The sequence below is a fragment of the Nonlabens sp. genome (genome assembly GCF_047636915.1).
Taxonomy (GTDB): Bacteria; Bacteroidota; Bacteroidia; order Flavobacteriales; family Flavobacteriaceae; genus Nonlabens.
Map to the genome: position 1 here is coordinate 1 of NZ_JBLIGN010000012.1, position 21,401 is coordinate 21,401.

The 21,401-nt window shown below is 36.1% G+C and carries 15 protein-coding genes; 11 read left to right on the top strand and 4 right to left on the bottom strand.

What is annotated here, in order from left to right; translation table 11 throughout:
* Nucleotides 1-385: 385 nt before the first annotated feature.
* Entirely contained in the window at nucleotides 386-1,654 is a 1,269-nt protein-coding gene (locus ACJAT0_RS03505; protein WP_415180544.1) for an ice-binding family protein, read from the bottom strand.
* 980 nt (nucleotides 1,655-2,634) lie between these two features.
* On the opposite strand from ACJAT0_RS03505, the gene thiM reads away from it, so the two are divergent.
* The 4 genes from thiM to thiD are packed head-to-tail and all read left to right on the top strand — an operon-like array spanning nucleotide 2,635 to nucleotide 5,492.
* Nucleotides 2,635-3,426 (top strand): hydroxyethylthiazole kinase, encoded by a 792-nt coding sequence (thiM, locus tag ACJAT0_RS03510; RefSeq protein ID WP_415180545.1) that lies wholly within the window; start codon nucleotides 2,635-2,637, stop codon nucleotides 3,424-3,426.
* The gene (gene thiE / locus ACJAT0_RS03515) at nucleotides 3,419-4,063 is read left to right on the top strand and encodes a thiamine phosphate synthase (RefSeq protein ID WP_415180546.1); all 645 of its coding nucleotides are present in this window, start codon (nucleotides 3,419-3,421) and stop codon (nucleotides 4,061-4,063) included. The genes thiM and thiE overlap by 8 nt, the downstream gene beginning before the upstream one ends.
* Nucleotides 4,039-4,692, top strand: coding sequence for a thiaminase II (gene tenA, locus ACJAT0_RS03520; RefSeq protein ID WP_415180547.1), 654 nt, complete (start codon nucleotides 4,039-4,041; stop codon nucleotides 4,690-4,692). The genes thiE and tenA overlap by 25 nt, the downstream gene beginning before the upstream one ends.
* Nucleotides 4,680-5,492 (top strand): bifunctional hydroxymethylpyrimidine kinase/phosphomethylpyrimidine kinase, encoded by an 813-nt coding sequence (gene thiD / locus ACJAT0_RS03525; RefSeq protein WP_415180548.1) that lies wholly within the window; start codon nucleotides 4,680-4,682, stop codon nucleotides 5,490-5,492. Before tenA ends, thiD begins: the two co-directional genes overlap by 13 nt.
* Nucleotides 5,493-6,476: 984 nt before the next feature.
* On the opposite strand, the gene ACJAT0_RS03530 is transcribed toward thiD, so the two are convergent.
* Nucleotides 6,477-7,769 carry an ice-binding family protein gene (locus tag ACJAT0_RS03530; RefSeq protein WP_415180549.1) on the bottom strand — a complete coding sequence of 431 codons (1,293 nt, stop codon included), beginning with the start codon at nucleotides 7,767-7,769 and terminating at the stop codon, nucleotides 6,477-6,479.
* A gap of 880 nt (nucleotides 7,770-8,649) precedes the next feature.
* On the opposite strand from ACJAT0_RS03530, the gene ACJAT0_RS03535 reads away from it, so the two are divergent.
* A complete protein-coding gene (locus ACJAT0_RS03535) occupies nucleotides 8,650-9,942 on the top strand; it encodes an ectonucleotide pyrophosphatase/phosphodiesterase (protein ID WP_415180550.1) in 1,293 nt (430 codons plus the stop codon).
* A gap of 796 nt (nucleotides 9,943-10,738) precedes the next feature.
* Here ACJAT0_RS03535 and ACJAT0_RS03540 read toward each other — a convergent pair.
* Nucleotides 10,739-11,806: a methyltransferase gene (locus tag ACJAT0_RS03540; protein WP_415180551.1), complete on the bottom strand. Its 1,068-nt coding sequence runs from the start codon at nucleotides 11,804-11,806 to the stop codon at nucleotides 10,739-10,741.
* Between the two features lie 518 nt (nucleotides 11,807-12,324).
* Nucleotides 12,325-12,990: a uracil-DNA glycosylase gene (gene ung / locus ACJAT0_RS03545; RefSeq protein WP_374002201.1), complete on the bottom strand. Its 666-nt coding sequence runs from the start codon at nucleotides 12,988-12,990 to the stop codon at nucleotides 12,325-12,327.
* A gap of 396 nt (nucleotides 12,991-13,386) precedes the next feature.
* On the opposite strand from ung, the gene udk reads away from it, so the two are divergent.
* The 6 genes from udk (at nucleotide 13,387) to ACJAT0_RS03575 (ending at nucleotide 21,192) form a co-directional block, all read left to right on the top strand.
* Complete coding sequence (gene udk / locus ACJAT0_RS03550; protein ID WP_415180552.1) at nucleotides 13,387-13,995, top strand: uridine kinase; 609 nt, start codon at nucleotides 13,387-13,389, stop codon at nucleotides 13,993-13,995.
* Nucleotides 13,996-14,013: 18 nt separating this feature from the next.
* A complete protein-coding gene (locus tag ACJAT0_RS03555; RefSeq protein ID WP_415180553.1) occupies nucleotides 14,014-14,349 on the top strand; it encodes an FtsB family cell division protein in 336 nt (111 codons plus the stop codon).
* Nucleotides 14,342-15,766 carry a methylmalonyl-CoA mutase subunit beta gene (locus tag ACJAT0_RS03560; RefSeq protein ID WP_415180554.1) on the top strand — a complete coding sequence of 475 codons (1,425 nt, stop codon included), beginning with the start codon at nucleotides 14,342-14,344 and terminating at the stop codon, nucleotides 15,764-15,766. Before ACJAT0_RS03555 ends, ACJAT0_RS03560 begins: the two co-directional genes overlap by 8 nt.
* Before the next feature lie 199 nt (nucleotides 15,767-15,965).
* Nucleotides 15,966-16,259, top strand: a complete 294-nt coding sequence (locus ACJAT0_RS03565) for a hypothetical protein (RefSeq protein ID WP_415180555.1) — start codon at nucleotides 15,966-15,968, stop codon at nucleotides 16,257-16,259.
* Nucleotides 16,256-18,379 carry a methylmalonyl-CoA mutase gene (gene scpA / locus ACJAT0_RS03570; protein WP_415180556.1) on the top strand — a complete coding sequence of 708 codons (2,124 nt, stop codon included), beginning with the start codon at nucleotides 16,256-16,258 and terminating at the stop codon, nucleotides 18,377-18,379. The genes ACJAT0_RS03565 and scpA overlap by 4 nt, the downstream gene beginning before the upstream one ends.
* A 419-nt stretch (nucleotides 18,380-18,798) precedes the next feature.
* Nucleotides 18,799-21,192, top strand: a complete 2,394-nt coding sequence (locus ACJAT0_RS03575; protein ID WP_415180557.1) for a T9SS type A sorting domain-containing protein — start codon at nucleotides 18,799-18,801, stop codon at nucleotides 21,190-21,192.
* Nucleotides 21,193-21,401: the final 209 nt, after the last annotated feature.

The window sequence follows — 21,401 nt, forward strand, 5'->3', positions numbered from 1 at the left end:
TGAGGTATCTTTAAAATAAATAATAAACGCTCACAGGAAGTGGTTAATATTCTTTATAAAAATTAGACGTTTCTCTTGATATAAAACCAACCATGAAAATAGGAAACCAATCTCTATTCTAAAATCCTCTTTATATCTCAAATAAGAATCACTAAATGCAGGCAATGCATATTTTGATTTAAAATACAAATTAATAATATTGTTCCTAGCTGTTTTAGAAATATAAACCTACCAACTAATCCTAAATAGTACTAGTAACATAATGGATGTAAAAAGGTTCCACTTTCGCAGAACCTTTTACCTTATTACCATTTTGGAAGCAGTGCAATTAAAATATCAAATATTTTATTTTTTTTGGACCGATTTCTAGTGTGTATTCAAACAATTAAAACGCTCTAATAGCACGAACATATTGCTTGTCTGTCTTTAGACCCATAGAAGGAGTACCATTAGAAAAATTATGATACCAAGCTTGTGAATCATTTTCCTCTGTAGAACTCCAATACCTATTACTAAATCCAATCACACCTAACTTTGATTCCAAAATTATTCTATTTATGTATATTGTTTCCAGTTCTTCTTTACTTGGTAAAAACCAATCAGAATAACCTCCACCTGTATAAGATATTGATACTCCCGCTGCATAGCTAAGCACAGGAACTAACGGGTTATCAGAAATTATTAGTTTTGTATTATAATCACCGCTTCCTATGTCGTTACCGATTGCGCCTATCATTGAAATTCTCTGCACCCATTCCATATCCTCGTGTGATGCGTTTTCAAGAGCACTAACTAAACCATGTCTACTGTCCTGTGGATTAACCCAAAACACTATACCGCCATGTACCAAATCACCAACTTCGACTGAAGGCAGTTCCTCAGGTAATCTAACTGTATTCATTTCTAAAGTTACCGCAGTTTGTGCCAACAACCTGCCATTAACGGTCGCTGCTGTCTGCACAGATATTGATTTTGCCCCCAATAAATTTCCTTCAAAATGAGATGTGGTACCTAGTCTCACAGCACCTGCTACTTGCCAAAAAATATTTTTTGCCTGTGCTCCTCCAGATAAATTCATTCTAACACCAGAGCTCATTTCAAACGTATCTGAAACTTGAAATATCCATACATCATCTTCGCCACCAGCAATTTCTATATCTGTTGGTATCAAAAGTGTACCTGTCCATTTATGAAGTCCTGGACTTAATCTAAGTCCTCCTATAACTCCAGCTCCTTGATTTAAATAATCCGGATTAGTACGACCAGCTGCGTCCGTATAGGCCGCCTCCATATTTAACACTGCAGTTGTAAGTCTAGGCTCATCGGTTATTCTACAAGGAAGAGGGCCTCCTGCGTCCACCGTGTATATATTTCCGGTAACTTCTGGGCATTCTAGTATAAGCGCAGTACCTGATATGGGACTCGTTCCCACATCACCTACAATTAATGATGGTGGCACATTCGTAATTCCTGATTTCGAAAGAATTGCAAAATCTCCAGCAACACCTAAATTGACCGGTAATCTCGAAGGAAATGATTGTTTGATTGGCACATTTAATTCGTCAAATTCTAAGGAATCCACCTCGGAAGAACAACCTGATATAAGTCCCACAAATAACATTGCTAGGATCGGAATGTGTTGCATTATTTTCATAATTTTTGATTGCTATTTTAACTTTACGGGAGTAATAGTAATATAAAAATACCTAAAAATTAATGAAAATGTTTCTAATTTTTTATTTTTCCTTTTAAGCGGTTTTTTCTGACGTTTAAGCTGATTTATAATGAGATAGGAAGATGAAAAATGTCGAAATAGGGTGATAAGGAACATATAGCTCTCTAAGCAAAACACAATAATACTATTGTAAAACCACTTAAAAGCTCTTGCCTTATTCCTAAGGTTATTTTGTATTCACCATTGTATATACACCCTAACTTTAAATTTACAGAGGCTTTTAAAATGGCTATTCGCGTGCCTTAAATCAGACTGTTTATTTTTGATCGGTTTTTAATAAAGCCTACATAAATCAAAAACACCTTCCTAATAAAAAGAAATTAACCCTTGTAAATTTCTACGGAGGCCTTTTTATTTAATATTCCTTTTCCTAACAGTTTCTTGAACAATTTGAAGTAGTTTTTATTCTATTTAAAAATATGGGATGAATGAGAAAATCACGTGCAAAAAGAATAAAACGCGTAAATTAATTGCTTGCATCCTGTTTTACCCAAAAAAAGCAAATTCAAATCAAATGTAATTGGAATTAAATAACTTGCTCAGTCAATTCAGTTGGGTACTTCTAAAAATGTAAGTTTCTGAAAAGCAGTAAAATTAAAAAAGATCAAGGACGTTTTATTAAGTAATTAAAATAAAACATCCTAAAAGATGTCTGGACAAAAAGTCCTTTCATCATGGAAGAATAGCATTTAAAAAAGGGGATACTGAAAAAGGAAATACAAATTACTACGACAATATAAGTAGTTTTACAAAGAAGCAATGTGTAATTAATTATTATTTCAAGTACTTAAGATAGAAAGTGCCTTTGTCATTTTCTATCTGTGATTTGTTTACTAATTTAGTAGCTTAAAATAAGTTATTCACCTTGTACAAAAACGTCATTCAGAATTACAATAAAAATGATCGGTATAGAGAACATATTACATAACATAAGTGTTAAAAATCCACTTGTACATAACATCACCAATTATGTTGTCATGAATTCTACGGCAAATGCTTTGTTAGCTATAGGCGCTTCACCTGTTATGGCGCACGCTATAGAAGAAGTAGAAGATATGGTTTCCATCGCATCTTCTTTGGTGATTAATATGGGTACTTTGAGTGAAAAATGGATAGACAGCATGCTCTTAGCCGCTAAAAAAGCTAAAGAAAGTCATACGCCTTTCGTTTTTGATCCAGTAGGTATAGGCGCGTCAACATACAGGACACAAACTGCTCTGGAAATTATAAAAATAGCTGCTCCAAATGTAATCAGAGGAAATGCTTCAGAAATTATGGCTTTGGCTCAACTAACCCATAATACTAAAGGAGTAGACAGCACTATACAAACGGAAGATGCCGTTATAGGAGCTATAAAATTATCAAAAAAATTAAACAACACGATAGTTGTTAGTGGTGCAATAGATTATATCATTACAGGTGATGTAATCAGTAAAATTTCTAATGGTAATGCGCTAATGACAAAAGTTACAGGTATGGGATGTACCTCAACCTCTATAATAGGAGCTTGTATGGCTGTTGAACCTAATATGCATTTAGCTTCTACTGCCGCAATGGCTATTATGGGAATAGCAGGTGATAGGGCAGGTAAAATGTCAAAAGGACCGGGTAGTTTTCAGGTCAATTTTACAGATAGTTTGTACTTGATGTCGGATGAAATCATAAAGAAGGAAATTAAATTAGATGAATAGTATAGATTATTCTTTAATGTTTGTAACCGATGATAGCGTTACAGATGATGATGCTTTTTTTAAAATTTTAGAAGATTCATTAAAAGGCGGCGCAACTATTATTCAACTCAGAGAGAAAAATTGCGACACCTATACTTTTTATAAACGTGCCCTGCAATCAAAAACACTTTGCCATAGGTATAAGGTTCCATTCATAATTAATGATAGAATAGATATTGCCTTGGCAGTAGATGCAGATGGGGTGCATATAGGACAGAAGGACCTGCCTTATTCTTTGACTAGAAAACTAGTAGGTACCAATAAAATAGTAGGATTATCTGTAAGCGACAGGGACCAAGCTATAGCGGCTGAAAAACTAGGTGTAGACTATATAGGTATCTCTCCTATTTTTAATACTGCCACTAAAAAATCAGATTTAGCAACTCCATTAGGTATTGAGGGACTTCATATAATTAGAACCTTATTTTCTAAACCTATTGTTTGTATTGGAGGAATACAAACAAATAATGTTGCAAACATCATAAAAAATGGCTCTAATGGTATTGCGGTAATATCGGCTATTTCTAAAGCAGCGTTCCCCGAAAAAGAAACGAAAAAATTAAAAGAAATAATATGGCAAACTGGTATCAGACCGTAAGAGGAAAATCAGACTTTATCCTGGAAGAAATAAAAGACCACCCTTTTATTACGGAGTTAATCAAAGGGACCCTTCCTAAAGACGTATTTCAATATTATATCAATCAAGATTCCTTATACTTGTCTGAGTATAAAAAGATATTAGCTCTATTAAGTGTTAAATGCACCAGTACGGAGGACGCGCTATTTTTTTTAAATTCGGCCACAGGAATCATCAACGTTGAGAATGAGCTGCATCTCACTTTTATAGACAAAAGTAACTTTAATAAGGAAGCTTCCCCTAGTTGCGAGTTGTACATCAGTTATCTAGCACGTATCGCAAACAATCACAGTATAGAAGAAGGTTTAGCAGCTGTATTGCCCTGCTTTACCATCTATAAAGAAATAGGAGATTATGTCCTTGCACATCAGAGCAACAAGAAAGACAACCCTTATCAAGATTGGATAAACACCTACGGAGGAGAAGATTTTGAAAACTCGGTAAATAAGGCTGTAGAAATAACGAATAGGCATGCACAAACGGCTTCAGATGAAAAGTTAAAAAACATGGAAGTGGCTTTTGCAAAAGCATCAAAATTAGAATGGATGTTTTGGGACAGTGCCTATAATAAAGAAGAATGGAAAATTTAAAAACAGCCTATAACAGTGTATTGACAATTGCAGGCAGCGACTCAGGAGGTTGTGCAGGTATTCAAGCAGATATCAAAAGTATTAGTGCCTGTGGTGCTTATGCAGCATCCGTTATTACAGCCACTACAGCTCAAAATACACAAGGAATATTGGACATACACCCCATACCTATTTTGCATATAGAAAAACAATTAGATGCTGTTTTAAACGATATCACTTTTGGTGCAATAAAAATTGGCATGTTGCATTCTTCTGAAGTGATTGATACAGTAGTAAAAAAACTAAACCCGTACAATTTTAAAAATATAGTACTCGACCCAGTTATGGTAGCAACTTCTGGAGATACGCTTATGGTTAATGACGCTATCTCTTCTCTGAAAGCCTTTCTCCCAAATGCGAGTTTAATTACTCCCAATATTCCTGAAGCCGAACTTTTAATAGACGGTACTATTGAATTAAGGAACTTGGCAAATTCGGCTAGAGAGATTGGACAAGTATACCACACATCTGTTTTATTAAAAGGAGGTCATTTAAAACATAAAGGCAGAGAGACCACAGATGTATTGTACCTATTTAATGAAGACAAAATAATAACTATTAACAACCCTTGGATAGCTACTAAAAACACACATGGAACAGGCTGTAGCTTGTCATCAAGTATCGCTACTTTTTTGAGTTTAGGACACAATTTACAAGACGCAGTAAAAAAAGGATGCCATTATATAAATCGAGCCATAGCGCAAGGAGAAAATAAAATTTTAGGTAAAGGAAATGGTCCTATCAACCATTTTGGATTATAACAACTGGTTACAATCAAGTAGATGGCTGATGCTTACATGACCACCACTGCGCCTCTCAAGGTGGCCTACCCTTGGGCCGCGTTCCAGTTAAACCAAGCAGATCACATACACGGCAGTTTCATAGTAAAACAAAAAAATCAATAATCCTCGCGTGTTCACAGACTGCTCTAACATCACTATTATCAGTCTTTATTTTAACTCCTATGCTCCTTTTGTAGGGCTTTCGCGAAAGCTAACACATCAAAGAAATGGGGAATACATCTATTGACAGATAAAGAAATTATAACTGACAACACTACTCCAGTTTTGTAAAAAAAAAACGGTACAAGTGTGTAATGATAATAACCCAATCATTCCATAGCTACTCAAAGATCATCTAGAAATTATATAAGGAACTTTATAGCTCTAAATTCATTGTTTTAATACTAAAGTACACCCGTTTTAAAGCCCTATACATCTAATAGGTAAACACTTATGTCAACTCAAAAAAAATATTTATTCATAACCATTGATTTATAAAGGAACCAGCTACGTTACTCACAACGATACGGAAATAAGCTCCGTTAAGGCTTAAAAATGAGATCTACAACCTCACAGTCCTGATAGCTATCGGGAGAAGATGCATCAAATAATAAAAAGAGCAAATTAACATGGCTGTCGAAGTCGAGGCTTTACGGTGTACAGCAACTGTATTATCTTTTTTGTTATTTGTAGTTGAACGTCTGAATGTAATAGAATAAAACTTAAAACATAGGTGTTACGGCATGTACCAAAGTTTTTTTTGCGTGATTATAAAGATCATAAAACTTAAAAACTGGCTTTCAGAAATAAATTTAATTGCTCATAAAAAGCTTATTTATTAAAACCTCGCATGGTTCTATCTATGTGATTTATTTAATACGCCTAAATATTCCGGATTATTGTCTAAAAACACAAAGGTATTTTAGTCAACCATCAAAATTATCACTTTCAACTCGAAGAACATTAATTGTCTGAACGAATCAACGATAAAACTCTATTATCGAGAATTGCTTCACCAGCATCAACTTTCCATCGCACTTCAATGTCTCTCTGTTCGGTTAACGTCACCATTGTGTGAAGAGACACTACCGTACTTAATGAATTAATTATTCTACTAGAATTTGCTATTTCAACTCCATTTTCATGCAAAGAGTAGGTTGTTCCTTTGGTTCCCACAACAGGCTTCGTACCGGGTGGAAATTTCTCCCCATAATGAGTGCCTGCAATAGCTATAGCTCCTAATGCAGTACCCAAATCTCCATGGATGATAGAAGTTGCGTCAGATGTAATGGCGCCATTAGTGCTGAACATGACAAAAGAAGCAAGCGTTCTTAAATCAATAGGGGAATCACCTAATGGAGTTATAAGAACACTATTTGCACCGACACTAACTGCTCCTGTCTTTGTAAACATCCTTCCCTTAAGACTCGTATTAGCGGCCATTGAAATCGCCCCGGAATTGGATATTAAGTTTCCTTTCATTGATGAGTACTCGCTTATAGTCATGGCTGAACTTGTACCAGTCGCCACCCAAAATATATTCCTAGCCTCTGCATCTCCCTGCAAAATAAGATTGGAATTAGCTGCTGCTGAAAAAGCACCAGTACATCTGATAATAAACACAGAAGAAGAATCTCCTCCACCATCTAAGGTAAGTGAGCCCGTAATAGATGCCGCTCCGGCTACGTCATAAACTCCTGGGGATAAAACCTCACCACCACCAAAAGTAACCCCATGTGGTACTCCGCCTGGGAAAGCTATTAAATCATCGTATATATCAACCAAATCAAGAACACCTCTGGACGAACTGAATGTCTGAGTTTCATTTCCTGTATGCTGCGCATTAAAGGATGCTAAATAGGTGCCTGGTGAACAAGACACAGTCATGCCCGTAATTAGTGAGTTACTTAAAGATTCAGTGCTGACAACACTACCCTCAGAAACTGAATACATCATGGGTTTAACAGGCCTTTTAGTACCTATCCAAACAGGTGCCTCTGGAGTTCCAACATTAAACTCAACGTCGTTCTCTGAAATATTAAAAATAATTAAGCCTGTCGCTGGAAGTGCTATGTTATCTCTTTCTGATGTGATTAGCCGAGGAATTAAAAGCCCTTTATTGGTAGAAGAAATATCTAATATTGAGGATTCTTCTGGCAATCTTGTTCCTATACCGACTTGTGAATATCCGCTGTAAAAAAAACATAAAGCAAGACCAATTAAAAAATATTTTAAGTAAGATTTCATAAGTATCATTTAACACATTAATTATTTAAATATATCAAATAATATCCATTCGTCTAATTTAATATCATTTAATCGATGATTTATATAATATTTATGATATAAAGCCATTTTTATCCGTTGAAATACATGTTATAAGAATAAGAAAGATCTAAAACACTTGTGATTTATCCAAAAACACTTAGCAATACCTCACCAGTTTATAATAAGTAACCTTGCTATTGATTCAAAAAAGAATAAACAACATTGCACCAAACAATTGCCATTACTCCCATCTTATCGCATCGTTAAAGTATTTACTTCAGGTAATTAAAAAATCATGTATTTGACGCTAATACAAGAGTAACTTTAAAAGCTATTGGACATAGGAAATTTGTAGTTTATTCATAATCTCTACCTGCCTATATTTCGATTTTATATTAATAATTTGCCGAACTGGCTCTTGACTAAGTAAAGAAAACACAATAGCTATCCAACCATTATTTGAGACTGTAGCTTCATAATAAAGATATTTATTATTCCTCGAATTCTATAAAATGATTAACACTAATAAAATCATCAAAAAACACCTTCTTGTAAAGATGATTTTAAAATTTTTTTTTCTATTGCTAAACTGTATTTTCTGAGTTCCATCGTCGCAAACATAAGTAACAAAGAAGATTTTACTCCTTCCTTTAATTCAATGCTTCACGACATAAAGGCTGTTACTAATAAAACTGGTTGTCATTATGTAAAACATAAGTAAGAAATTTTTAAGGCATGCCCTAAAGCTTTACCAATTCACTAGATTTACCTCATCAACAGCAAATGAAAAGAGGTACTGATATTTGATAAAACACATCACTAACCCTATAACTTTAATCATTCAAAGCAACCTTAAAATCGAACTATAATGATGAAAAAAACTATTGTGTACGGGATTATTTTAATCATTTGCATATGCACCTTACCATCCTGTAAATCCAGTTCAAATGTAACGGGATCAACACCTACTATTAATTCAAAAGCTTCCCTTGAAAAACCTTATGTTATATTAATTTCTCTCGATGGTTTTAGATGGGATTATGTGGAAAAGTATCAACCCCCACATTTAAGTACATTTATCAATAATGGTGTGAAAGCACAATCATTAATTCCTTCATTCCCATCTAAAACTTTCCCCAACCATTATACCATTGCTACAGGTATGTATCCAGATCAACATGGCATTATAGGTAATTCGTTTTATAGCAATGAAAAAAAGGTTACCTATAATATAGGAAACCGTGAGATGGTTGAAGATGGCACCTTTTATGGAGGTGACCCAATTTGGGTGCAAGCAGAAAGGGCTCATATGGTTTCGGCTAGTTATTTTTTTGTGGGTTCTGAAGCGGCTATTCAAGGTATAAGACCTAGTTATTATGAAATATATGATGGTAAAATAGAAAATCAAAAACGCGTTACTCAAGTTATTGACTGGCTGGGATTACCTAAAAAGAGGAGACCTCATTTAATTACTATGTACTTTTCTGACATGGACGATACAGGACATAAATACGGTCCAAGAAATGATGAAGAATTAAAAAAAGCATTATTTGACTTAGATGAAAATTTGGGCACTCTGTTTAAAGAGGCAGAGGCTACTGGCCTACCCATCAACATCATTATCGTTTCTGATCATGGCATGACAGAATTATCTACCTCTAAAATGATCCCGATAGAATCTATAGAGAATGATGAGTTATTTTTGACCATAAACAATGGTGCTATAGTAAATATTCATCCCAAAAAAGATATTGATAAGGATGCTGTTTACACCTATTTAAAGCAAAAGGAAGCTCATTTTAAAGTTTATAAAACTGAAAACACTCCCGGTTTTGAATACACACCAAAAAACAAAGATTGGGGAACCTTCCAAGTATTACCAGACTTTGGTTATTATTTCAGCAGTAGAAAACGCATAGCCTCTTTACACGAAAATAACATCACAACGGTTGGTGTTCACGGCTATGACACTAAACAAAAAGATATGCACGGGATATTTTATGCAAACGGCCCTGCTTTTAAAAATAACTATGCCATTCCCTCCTTAAAAAACATTCACATCTACCCACTAATATGTGAGATCTTAAAACTAGAAATCCCAAATACTATTGACGGTAAATTAAATCAAATAAACAGCGTACTTAAACCAACCGTCAATTAAAAAAACGAGCCTGACAACATTGAATCTGCTTTATAATTGATGATATATTTCCTAAGAAAACGCTTGTCCTTTTTACCACCTTAGTTGCTATAAGGAAAAGATCTTTGCAGCTTTTCAAGAGTTTCTTGAGTTTTATAGATAGAATATTGAAATTATTTCAATCGGTATCCACCCTAAAATACCAATGCGCAACAAAAATACTGCGGTAAATTATTACACCGACATATTGAAATTTAAAAAATTTGAAAATGTCGACTTTGATGGCTATAAGACACTTGTAAAAGAGGAAGTTAAAATTCAGTACTTTCAATTTTAAGAACTTCATCCTAAGTAGTATTAAGGATGAGTTTATATTAAAACTGATAAGATTGACCTCCTGATGGATAGTAAAGCCAGTATCAGTAGAGAACTAGATATTCATAGCGCTCTTGAAGTAAAATCATCGAACAGTTAGTTAACAACCAACTGGACCCGTGAAGGATTCTTATGAACTGCCAAGTATGTAATTAATATTACGCCAGCGTTCCACAACATTATAAACCTTACCATTAAAATAACAATAAAATCAGAAAAATGCAATTAACCATTTTATTACAGGAAGTACCGAACTACACCACAGGAATATCTGCAGGATCAGCTGTCTTTTCTTCCATTGCCGTTGTGTGTTCATGGACCAGGAACAGGAGCCTTCTATGGGCCTTTATAGCTGGTGTGCTGAGCATATTTTATATATTCTACTGGTATCTAACCCGTACCGAAGAAGAACGAAAAATTAATTAACTACTACCATCAAATCCTACTTATGACTCAATTCCCAAAGCTCTACCTCTTCCATATCACGCCAGTGTGGATCGCGTTTGGTTTTTTCGGAAGCAGAATTTACTCGCTTTTTAAAACAACGTTCTAACTTAAATCTGTCATTTTCTACCAGCTCCTTTTCTATAGGGTGTTCTTTAGTAACCTCTGTTATCTGTGCAATATTAGAAAATAGAAGCACTATTTTTCCATCCGGTAACAAACGCTCTTTTGCTCCTTCAAAGAATGCTGGAAATAAATCTACAGTATAATAGATAGCTTCATCCAGTCCATCGACTTCTTGTGATGCTGGTAACCATGGCGGATTAAATACAATAAGCTCTGCAGGAGTATCAAACTTGCCAAAAAGTGGTGCGTGATCGAGCTCAATCTTACGAGATAATTTAGTTTCTCCCATAAATTCTTTTAAACCGAAAATGGCATTAGGATTCACATCTGTACCAGATACTTTTTGAAAACCGTACTTGGTCATCTGAAGAGCTAACACGCCTGATCCTGTTCCTATATCATAAGCGGCTTTCTTAGGTCCCTCATAACGTTCTAAGTAGTTGTCAAAGACCTCTAAATGATCAAAACGTGTCGGAAAATAAGTACCGTAGTAAGGATGAATTTTATTGCGCAATACAGGAATAGAAATACCTTTTTTATACCATTGCCAGGAGCTATTGAGTCCTTGAACCTGAGGAATAGGAAGATGAAACTCACTCGTATCTGGATATAACTTTTCTAACCATCCAATAGAAGGTGCTTTTTTAACTTCTAGCTGATGCTGAACTATTTCTAATAAAATAAGATGAGAAAGCTTGCGGTAAGTATCTCTATATATTTGCTGCTCTTGATAGGTTTTGTTAGGCAATTTCTTTTTAAGGTGCACATGCAGTTCCTTAAGTAAATTTAAACCGTTGCTATAAAATGATCTCACAAGAACTACTTTTCCCTCCTCTAAATTATTCATAGTCGTAACCAGATTGGAATCGGCATCATAAAATGCTGGCCTATCCGTTAAGTCTATGGGCGTTGGTCTGTTAACTTTTATATCTGTACTCATGAATAGTTTTTGATAACTGGTAATATAAGGTATTTTATCACTTTAACCTTATCGATTAGGGCGTGACCACAAAGGTGGTCGGGCTTTCCGTTTCAATTCCTCGCACAGTACCCAAGAAAATTTGGGTCCCAGCTGTGGGATTTTCACTGCAATCCCTCACACAACAGCAAAATTAGAACATTTTCACCATAATTAAAATTAAACAGGTCAAAAGGCTGTGATAAATAAATATCAAGAATAATTATAAAATTGAATACCTTAGCTTCATTCCTTTCCTCTAAAACAGTTGTAAAAAAATCCTGATTGAAATGAAAATCATACACCTGCTACTCTAGTTGTTTAGCAACCTAATGGCCATCTTTAAAATTACAGAGATAGCCTATACCTCAGATATAAAATACAAAAAAAGACGAATATCTTAAGTTATTTACAAGAAGTTATCGATTGAGATCTCACAAAATAACAGTTGGAAGCGGGTAGGTTGCTTAAAAATAAATATACTTCAAACTGTTCACCAACTACCACTTCACTGGCTTTATTCCTTTTTCTTGTAAAAAACGATTGGCCCTAGAAAAATGCTGGTTCCCAAACCAATAACCACGGTTAGCACTTAATGGCGACGGATGGCCCGTTTCAAGTATAAAATGGAATTTCTCATCTATTAATTTTGCCTTTCCCTTAGCAAATCCGCCCCAAAGCAAGAAAACGACATCTTTGCGTTCTTCTGAGATCTTTTTAATCACTGCATCAGTAAATTTCTCCCAACCTTTTTTCTGATGACTACCAGCCATAGATTCTCGTACCGTAAGGACTGTATTGAGTAATAAAATACCTTGGTCTGCCCAACGCTCTAGATTTCCAGATTCTGGATACGGCTGGTTCAGATCTTTAGAGATTTCTTTAAAGATATTGATCAAGCTAGGTGGGTGCTTGACACCATCTGCCACAGAAAAACACAAACCATTTGCTTGTCCAGCGCCATGATAAGGATCCTGTCCTATAACAACCACTTTAACCTGCTCAAAGGGAGTGCGATTAAAAGCTGCAAAAATCTTATTGCCTGGAGGATAACAAGTATGTTCCCCATATTCGTGCTTCACGTATTCAATCAAATCCTCGAAATACGGCTGACTAAACTCCTCTTGCAATACTTCTCTCCAACTAGCTTCTATCTGTAAAGGCATATTACTTTTTTTTGTAAAGTTACTAGAAGTTTTTTGGTTTTGAGTTTTGAATCTATTGATTGATACATATATAAATTCTACTTTTTAGTAGCTTTTTTAGCATGAGAAAATAGAGGTGGTGTTGCTATGACAGTTCGTTTTAGCTTCAAAAATACATAGAATTTTCCTTTTTTGGTTTGACCATTACAACCTAAGCCCTATACCAGGTCCGACCTACGCATCGTTTACTTGTGCTATTTATCAAAGTATCGAAGTAAGGGGCGGGAGGCTTGCTGAAAATCATCTACCTATTTAAAAGTATGTCCTAAAACGCAGCACTCCCTTCCGATAGCTATCGGGAGAAAAGGTCAAAAACTCATCACTAAAACCGTACTTTTACAAAAACAAAACTATTTCATGCTTATATTAGGAATCGCCGGTGGAACAGGCAGCGGTAAGACCACAGTTGTACAACAAATGGTTCATGAGTATCCTGATCACGAGGTAACGGTTATCTCTCAAGATTCTTATTATAAAGATACCAGCAACCTCACCTATGAGGAGCGCACACAAATCAACTTTGACCATCCAGAAAGTATTGACTTTGATCTCTTAGAAAAACACCTTCTAGAATTAAAAAAAGGAAATACCATAGATCAACCTGTATACAGTTTTGTAGAACATAATCGTACCGGAGAAACGATAAGAACAGTACCTAGTAAAGTAATTATAGTAGAAGGGATTTTGATTCTTACCATGCCGAGCATACGTAAATTATTTGATATAAAAGTATATATTGACTGTGATAGCGATGAGCGATTGATCAGAAGATTAAAACGTGATATTGCAGATCGTGGCCGTAATCTCAATGAGGTATTAGAGCGTTACCAAAACACATTAAAACCTATGCACCAACAGTTTATAGAATCTACTAAATTATATGCAGACGTTATAATACCTACCAATCGCTTTAATTCTGTCGGTGTTAAAATCTTGCGTACCATTATTGATCAAAAGCTAGGATAATTTCTTAAATTTCCACTTATGGGATTGAAAAAATTAAAGACTAATCCGTGGTGGAAATTTTTTAGTAATAAATATACGATCATCACCATTTTTTTTGGCATCTGGATCTTATTTCTAGATGGTAGTGCTTGGGCTACCGCTCATAAAGCTATTGATAAACAACTTGATGAAAAACAGCATAATGCAGACTTCTACAAAAAAGGAATCTCACGTGATCAAGCAAGAATTGTGTCCTTACAAGACAGTCTCGGCATAGAAAAATTTGCAAGAGAACGCTACTTAATGAAGCGTGATAATGAAGAAGTATTTATCATTCAACACCCAGATTCTGTAAAAACTGACGATAATGAATAAGGAACTTTTTAAAAATTTTGACCCTGTTTCTGAAGCACAATGGAAACAAAAAATACAGTTTGACCTCAAAGGAGCTGAATATAATGATACGCTCATAACAGCCACTCGCGAAAGAATCAATATCAAGCCTTTTTACCACAGAGATAGCGCTCCAGTACTCCATATTCCCAATCGCTCATCACAGACTAACGACTGGTATATTTCCCAACGTATTTATGCAGGTAATGCAGTTGCAGCAAACAAAAAAGCACTCGATATACTCCATCGCGGTGGCGAGGGCCTTCTGTTGAATATTCCGAATAAAGAGGTGGACCCAGCTATTTTGTTAAAAAACCTTCCTAAGGTGGGAATTCAAATACACACACAATTTTTTGATATAGATTATTTGAAATCTATTTATAAAATAGCACCACATGCCTACGTTCACATAGACATCATACATCAATTAACATCTGAAGGAAATTGGTTTAAAAATAAAGATCAAGACTATAAAAATTTTGATTCTTTCATCACAGATTTTAATGGTTATTTTTCGAATATTACAGTAGACACCACAGCGTATCAACAGTCTGGCGCGACCATCACTCAAGAATTAGCTTATTTTACAGCTCATCTCAATGAATATTTAAATCACTTAAATAATGCTGGTAAACTGGATTCTTTTAAGGAAAACAAGGATACAGAAGATCAGATAGGGCTCCGTAAAACTTCTAAAGCGACAAAAAGAATCAACATCGATACCGCCATAGGTAGCAATTACTTTTTTGAAATTGCAAAATACCGTGCCTATCGCATACTAACTAAATCACTTGGAGATATTTACGCAATTGATTTAGGTTGTTATATTACCGCTACTCCAAGCTTGCGCAATAAATCTTTGATGGATTACAACGTGAACTTATTGCGCACAACCACAGAATGTATGAGCGCTATTTTAGGCGGTGCAGATACCTTATGCAACCTTCCCTACGATACTTTTTTTAATAAGGAAAACGAATTCGGCGATAGGATTGCCCGCAACCAATTAATAATATTGAAGGATGAAGCTTACCTCAATAAGATAGGAAACGCTTCAGACGGCTCTTACTATATAGATACAATTACCACGCAACTGGTAGAAAAAGCGCTGGAAACCTTTAAGGATATCGAGAAAGCTGGCGGCTTTGTACAATCCCTTTTTGAAGGAACAATACAACGTAAAATCAAAGAAAGTGCGCGACAAGAACAAGAAGATTTCAATACTGGAAAAAGAGTTCTTATAGGAGCAAATAAGTATCCTAATGCTGCACAACCCTTGCAAAAAGAATATGAAATCCTACCTTTCGTAAAAGTGAATCCGCGCAAGACTTTAGTGCAACCTATAGTAGCCAAAAGAATTGCAGAAGAGCTGGAAAAAAGCGAAATAAAGAAATTGTGATGATTTTATTATGAAGATGTATAATTCAATAAGATAGAATCAATTCCGACCTTATGAAAGTCGCTTTGATAAGTTATCTTGTGGCACCTGCTGTTACTCAAAATTAGATTCTGAAAGGATCATTTATACATGAGATGCCGAAATAAATGTATCAAATAAAAACGGAGAATTAGAATACGATCCACCTATTAATGTTCAAATGAAAGGAATTCCAAACATCGCTAAAAAAACCAAATTCGGTTCATTGCAGGAGAATAAATTAATGGAGATTAACAAGCGTGTATTGAATACCTCACTGCATTATTTTCAAATAAATAAAGACAACAAAATGAAGTGTGCTGTTTCTAGTTCACCAGCTATAGAAAACAAAGATTCCAATTATAGGAATGCACTAGCGCTTTATTTTGAAAACCGATCTGTTGATCGTTTCCTGCTATCTTGCTCAAAAAAGTTCTCTTGTAAAACTAGTGCCAACCAGATCATAGTATTATGAAAAGAAAAGACATCACCCACATAAAACCCAATTACGATTTTCATAAAGCACGACCAGAAACCGCTACTTATGAAACTTCTGAAGGGATTTCAATTAAGAAAGAATACACAAAAGAAGATATCGCAAAATTGGAACACCTTGATTTTGTAGCTGGAATAGCTCCTAACTTACGTGGTCCCTACTCTACTATGTATGTGCGCAGGCCATGGACCGTGCGGCAGTACGCTGGTTTTTCTAGCGCTACGGAATCTAATGCCTTTTATAAACGCAATCTCGCTGCTGGTCAGAAAGGATTATCTGTTGCTTTTGATCTCGCCACACATAGAGGTTATGACAGCGATCACGAACGAGTTGCAGGGGATGTGGGTAAAGCTGGTGTTGCTATTGATAGTGTGGAGGATATGAAAATTCTCTTTGAAGGTATACCCTTAGATAAAATGTCTGTTTCTATGACCATGAATGGCGCCGTATTACCTATTATGGCATTTTATATCGTTGCTGCCATGGAACAAGGAGTGGATCTTAAATCATTAAGTGGTACGATACAGAACGATATTCTAAAAGAATTCATGGTGCGCAATACGTACATCTATCCGCCTGCGCCTAGTATGCAGATTATCTCAGATATTTTTGAATACACGAGCGAGCACATGCCTAAGTTCAACTCTATTTCTATATCTGGCTACCATATGTATGAAGCTGGCGCAACAAGTGATATAGAGTTAGCGTACACACTTGCCGACGGCTTGGAATATGTACGTAAAGGTCTGGACGCAGGAATGGATATTGACAGCTTTGCTCCTCGCCTATCTTTCTTCTGGGCCATAGGAATGAATCACTTTATGGAGATTGCCAAAATGCGCGCAGCACGTATGCTATGGGCAAAATTAATCAAACAGTTCCATCCTAAGAACGTAAAATCACTGGCGTTAAGAACCCATTGCCAGACTTCTGGATGGTCTCTTACGGAGCAAGATCCCTTTAATAATGTGGCGCGTACGGCAATCGAAGCCTCTGCGGCAGCTTTTGGTGGAACGCAGAGTTTGCATACCAACGCGCTCGATGAAGCCATTGCTTTACCGACAGATTTTAGCGCCCGTATCGCAAGAAATACGCAGCTGTTTCTTCAAGAAGAGACTGGGATTACAAAAACAGTAGATCCTTGGGCTGGATCTTATTACGTAGAATCACTTACCGATCAAATAACCGACAAAGCCTGGGAGCTCATACAAGAAGTTGAAGAACTAGGCGGAATGACCAAAGCGATCGAAGCTGGAATTCCTAAAATGCGCATTGAAGAGGCTGCGGCAAAAAAACAAGCACGTATAGATTCTGGAATCGACACTATTGTAGGTGTGAATAAATACTTGAGTCCTGATGAAGACCATATGGATACTTTTGAAGTAGATAATGACGCAGTAAGAAATGAGCAAGTGGATCGTTTAAAGGAAATAAAAGCCACTAGAAATAAAGTGCAAGTAAAAAAGGCTCTTCAAGCCTTAACGGATTGCGCCAAAAAAAATCGCGGTAATTTACTTCAGCTGGCGGTAACTGCAGCTCAAGAGCGAGCTACTTTAGGAGAGATATCTGATGCACTAGAAGAAGTGTACGGCCGCTATCGAGCCACTATTAAAAGCGTACAAGGTGTCTATAAAAAAGAAATTATGAATGATCCCGCTTTCGCGAAAGCGCAACAACTAGCTGACCAATTTGCAAAAGTAGAAGGGCGCAGACCGAGAATTATGGTCGCTAAAATGGGACAAGATGGGCACGATCGAGGTGCAAAAGTAATCGCTACTGGCTATGCAGACGTGGGATTTGATGTAGATATTGGACCTTTATTTCAAACACCTGCTGAGGCTGCTAAGCAAGCTGTAGAAAACGATGTGCACGTTTTGGGCGTTTCTTCCCTTGCTGCAGGACACAAAACCCTTGTTCCTCAAGTGATGGAAGAGTTAAAAAAATATGGCCGAGAAGACATCATGATTGTGGTAGGTGGCGTGATACCCCGTAAAGATTATCAATTTCTATTTGATGCTGGAGTGGCAGCTGTATTTGGTCCAGGAACAAAGATCAGTGAGGCTGCAATTGATATTTTAGGCTTGTTAATGCCTGAATAAGGAGGAAGAAATGCCCATATGCACCCGATAGGATCAGCTGCATACAATTTACCCCTTTCTCCACATAGAGCAAAAACCTTAGGGATTACTTGATTTCTAAAGGAGTTTCTAAAAACCGGATTGCCTTAAAGGTTTTGGAGAATCAAAGCCCGTCAACCACTCTAAAAATGAAGGTGCATTGGCAAAAAATAGACGTGTTGAATTTATTAGTAGTACTTAATTCAACAAAATACGTTTCTTAATTTTTTCCCTCTTAGACATACCAGACCCATTTTAGGTAACCTCTGTATAAAACTTGTTTGGGTCTAAAAACTGTTGTAAAGACATTTCCTACAACTCAAACGTTTTCGCTACTATGTCTATTAATAATTGGTAAAATTCCAACCTTAAATTATTTTTGATTTATCAATATGTAAAAAATGAAAAAAACATATACTGTTTTACTTTTATGCTGCGCTATAATGTTCTCTCAAGCTCAAGTAAGCTTTACCGCAAATACAGGAAGCGGCTTTGGTGGTCCTATAGGAAACAGTTTGATGAGTATTGATGACGACGGCACGACTATTAGTATACGCATCGATAGAGCTGGAGATTTAGGAGGAAACAATATGGTTATGTATATAGCTAATGGAGCAACAGGTCGCACTACAATTGACGGGAATGTCAATGATGGAGCTGATGGTGGAAGACGAGCCATTTCAAATTTCGGATCTGCGCCTATGAACTTCCCGCCAGGTTTTGAAGCCACTCATGCCATAGCTGGTGCTAACAATTTTGCAGGATTGTTTAGTATTCCTGCTGCTGGAGCGATCGGTGAAAATGGATTAGGATTTGTGGCAGCAGTTGGAAATACAGCAGCAGATCCGTTTGTATTAACTGTAAATTGGTCTGATTTAGATTTAACTTCTACCGATTCCTTTAGCTTTGTAGTCTCTTATGGTGATCCTTATGGAAATTCTGGCACAGCTATGTTTTCTTCAAATGAAGGTTACGGTGGTGGAATCACAAATAACGGTTCCAATTATGGAGCAGCTGCCATGACCTACACCACTTATTATAATTATCCGAATGGCACTACATATGGAATAGCAACTAATGCAGATGCTGCTCCATTTCCTGATTCATGGAGTCTGGATGGCAGCTGGACTAATGGAAATCTGCCGTCTTCTAAAGATGAAATCATTATCAATCATCCTATAGTAATGAATATGGATGTTACCGTAGATAATTCACTAACTATTAACACCGGTGCGACTGTAGCCATTGCGTCCAGTCAAGTTTTTTCCTTGAATGGTCATCTTAACGTTACAGACTCTGGAGCGTTAAACTTTGACAGTGATGCTTCGGGAAGTGCGCAATTCATCAATGGACCAATGGCAACTATTACTGGCGAGGTAGGCGTATCCCGTTTTATACCTACGGGTTCTACCAGTCCCAGAAAAGCATTTAGGTTTATAGCCTCTTCAGTTACAACCAGTACAAGCATTTATGAAAACTGGCAGACTAACGGTCTTTCTGTTCCCGGTATTGGAACTCATATTACTGGATCTACAAGTGGTGCAAATGGCTTTGACCCAACTGCAACTGGTAATCCATCACTAATATACTATGACCTAGATCCTAGCGATGGAACCTACAAATGGCAAGCAATTTCCGATACCAATACGACTACTTTAACCGCAGGTCAACCTTTCAATATTTTTGTACGTGGTGATCGCAATTATGATTTGTCAACAGCACCTTCAAATCCTAACACTGATGTTAGCATACCTACCAACGGTTCCCTAATATTAGATACAACCATAAACTCTGGTCCACTTAACCCCAACGCTGGCGGATTTAGTTTTGTGGGAAATCCATATCAAGCGACCATCGATATGTCTACCGTAACAAAAAATAATATCAATCCCAACTTTGTTTATATATGGAATTCAAATGCGGCCACTAGAGGCGCTTATGAAACCGTAAACATGAGTGATGACTCTATGAATCTAAGGAAATATATCCAACCAGGACAGGCGTTTTTTGTTAGTACTATAGATCCTGGCCCAGCAAGTTTAGACTTTAAATCAACAGATAAGACGGTGGCAGAGAATGCTCTTGGTCCTTTTTCAACCCCTCAAAATAGACCTGTGATAGATCTTTCTCTTTATAGAAATTTAAATGGCGCTCCTGTTATTTTTGACCGTTTAACACTGTTCCTAGATGGTGACACTGCTTTAGACATAAACGACGCTATTAAACTTGAAAATTTTGAAGTGAACCTTTCAAGAGAACTTAACGGTACATTTTTAAGTTTTGAAAATAGAGCCATGCCCATAAATAATGAAAGTATTCCACTTGATTTAAAAAATATTTCAAGCTCTAATTATGACCTAGAAATTCATGTTAATAATCTTCATACAGGTCTTGAAGCTTATTTACACGATAGCTTTTTAAATAGCGATACATTACTTCTTTCAGGTTACAACTCTGTAGGACTAACTTTTGATTTAAACAATCCTTTGAGTACTGATACCTCTCGCTTTGAACTGATCTTTTTAAATAATGCTCTACATACGACACAAATAGAAGAATTTACGTTTCAGATGTACCCCAATCCAACTAGTAATGGAAAAGTAATAATAAAAGGTGATTTTACACAAGGCGATGCTTATGCTATATTTTTTAATACCATAGGACAAATAGTTCTTAAAGCCGATATAGCTTCAAGTGAAGCTGCCATAAATGTACAGAGTTTAGATGCTGGTATCTATCTGGTAAAGGTTATTTCTGAAAATAATACCAGGACTAAAAAATTAGTGATCAACTAATTTTATGCTAAATTAATTTTTATAATACGTTGGTAATAAATGGTTTATTTGTTACGAAAAGACCATCAAAACAAGTATCTGTATTGCTAATGCTTCATTATTCGACTGTGTAAAAATAAATATGTAGAGCCTTTTTTTTGATATTCAATTTATCATAAAGTGATTCCAACAGTGTTACTGTGATAATGCCGCTTTTTTTTATTTTAAAA

Coding starts and splice junctions, on each gene's coding strand:
- thiD (WP_415180548.1), top strand. CDS start 4,680: ATGGAAAATTTAAAAACAGCCTATAACAGTGTATTGACAATTGCAGGC.
- ACJAT0_RS03555 (WP_415180553.1), top strand. CDS start 14,014: ATGGGATTGAAAAAATTAAAGACTAATCCGTGGTGGAAATTTTTTAGT.
- scpA (WP_415180556.1), top strand. CDS start 16,256: ATGAAAAGAAAAGACATCACCCACATAAAACCCAATTACGATTTTCAT.
- ACJAT0_RS03560 (WP_415180554.1), top strand. CDS start 14,342: ATGAATAAGGAACTTTTTAAAAATTTTGACCCTGTTTCTGAAGCACAA.
- ACJAT0_RS03505 (WP_415180544.1), bottom strand. CDS start 1,654: ATGAAAATAATGCAACACATTCCGATCCTAGCAATGTTATTTGTGGGA.
- tenA (WP_415180547.1), top strand. CDS start 4,039: ATGGCAAACTGGTATCAGACCGTAAGAGGAAAATCAGACTTTATCCTG.
- udk (WP_415180552.1), top strand. CDS start 13,387: ATGCTTATATTAGGAATCGCCGGTGGAACAGGCAGCGGTAAGACCACA.
- ung (WP_374002201.1), bottom strand. CDS start 12,990: ATGCCTTTACAGATAGAAGCTAGTTGGAGAGAAGTATTGCAAGAGGAG.
- ACJAT0_RS03575 (WP_415180557.1), top strand. CDS start 18,799: ATGAAAAAAACATATACTGTTTTACTTTTATGCTGCGCTATAATGTTC.
- ACJAT0_RS03530 (WP_415180549.1), bottom strand. CDS start 7,769: ATGATACTTATGAAATCTTACTTAAAATATTTTTTAATTGGTCTTGCT.
- ACJAT0_RS03535 (WP_415180550.1), top strand. CDS start 8,650: ATGATGAAAAAAACTATTGTGTACGGGATTATTTTAATCATTTGCATA.
- ACJAT0_RS03565 (WP_415180555.1), top strand. CDS start 15,966: ATGAAAGGAATTCCAAACATCGCTAAAAAAACCAAATTCGGTTCATTG.
- thiE (WP_415180546.1), top strand. CDS start 3,419: ATGAATAGTATAGATTATTCTTTAATGTTTGTAACCGATGATAGCGTT.
- thiM (WP_415180545.1), top strand. CDS start 2,635: ATGATCGGTATAGAGAACATATTACATAACATAAGTGTTAAAAATCCA.
- ACJAT0_RS03540 (WP_415180551.1), bottom strand. CDS start 11,806: ATGAGTACAGATATAAAAGTTAACAGACCAACGCCCATAGACTTAACG.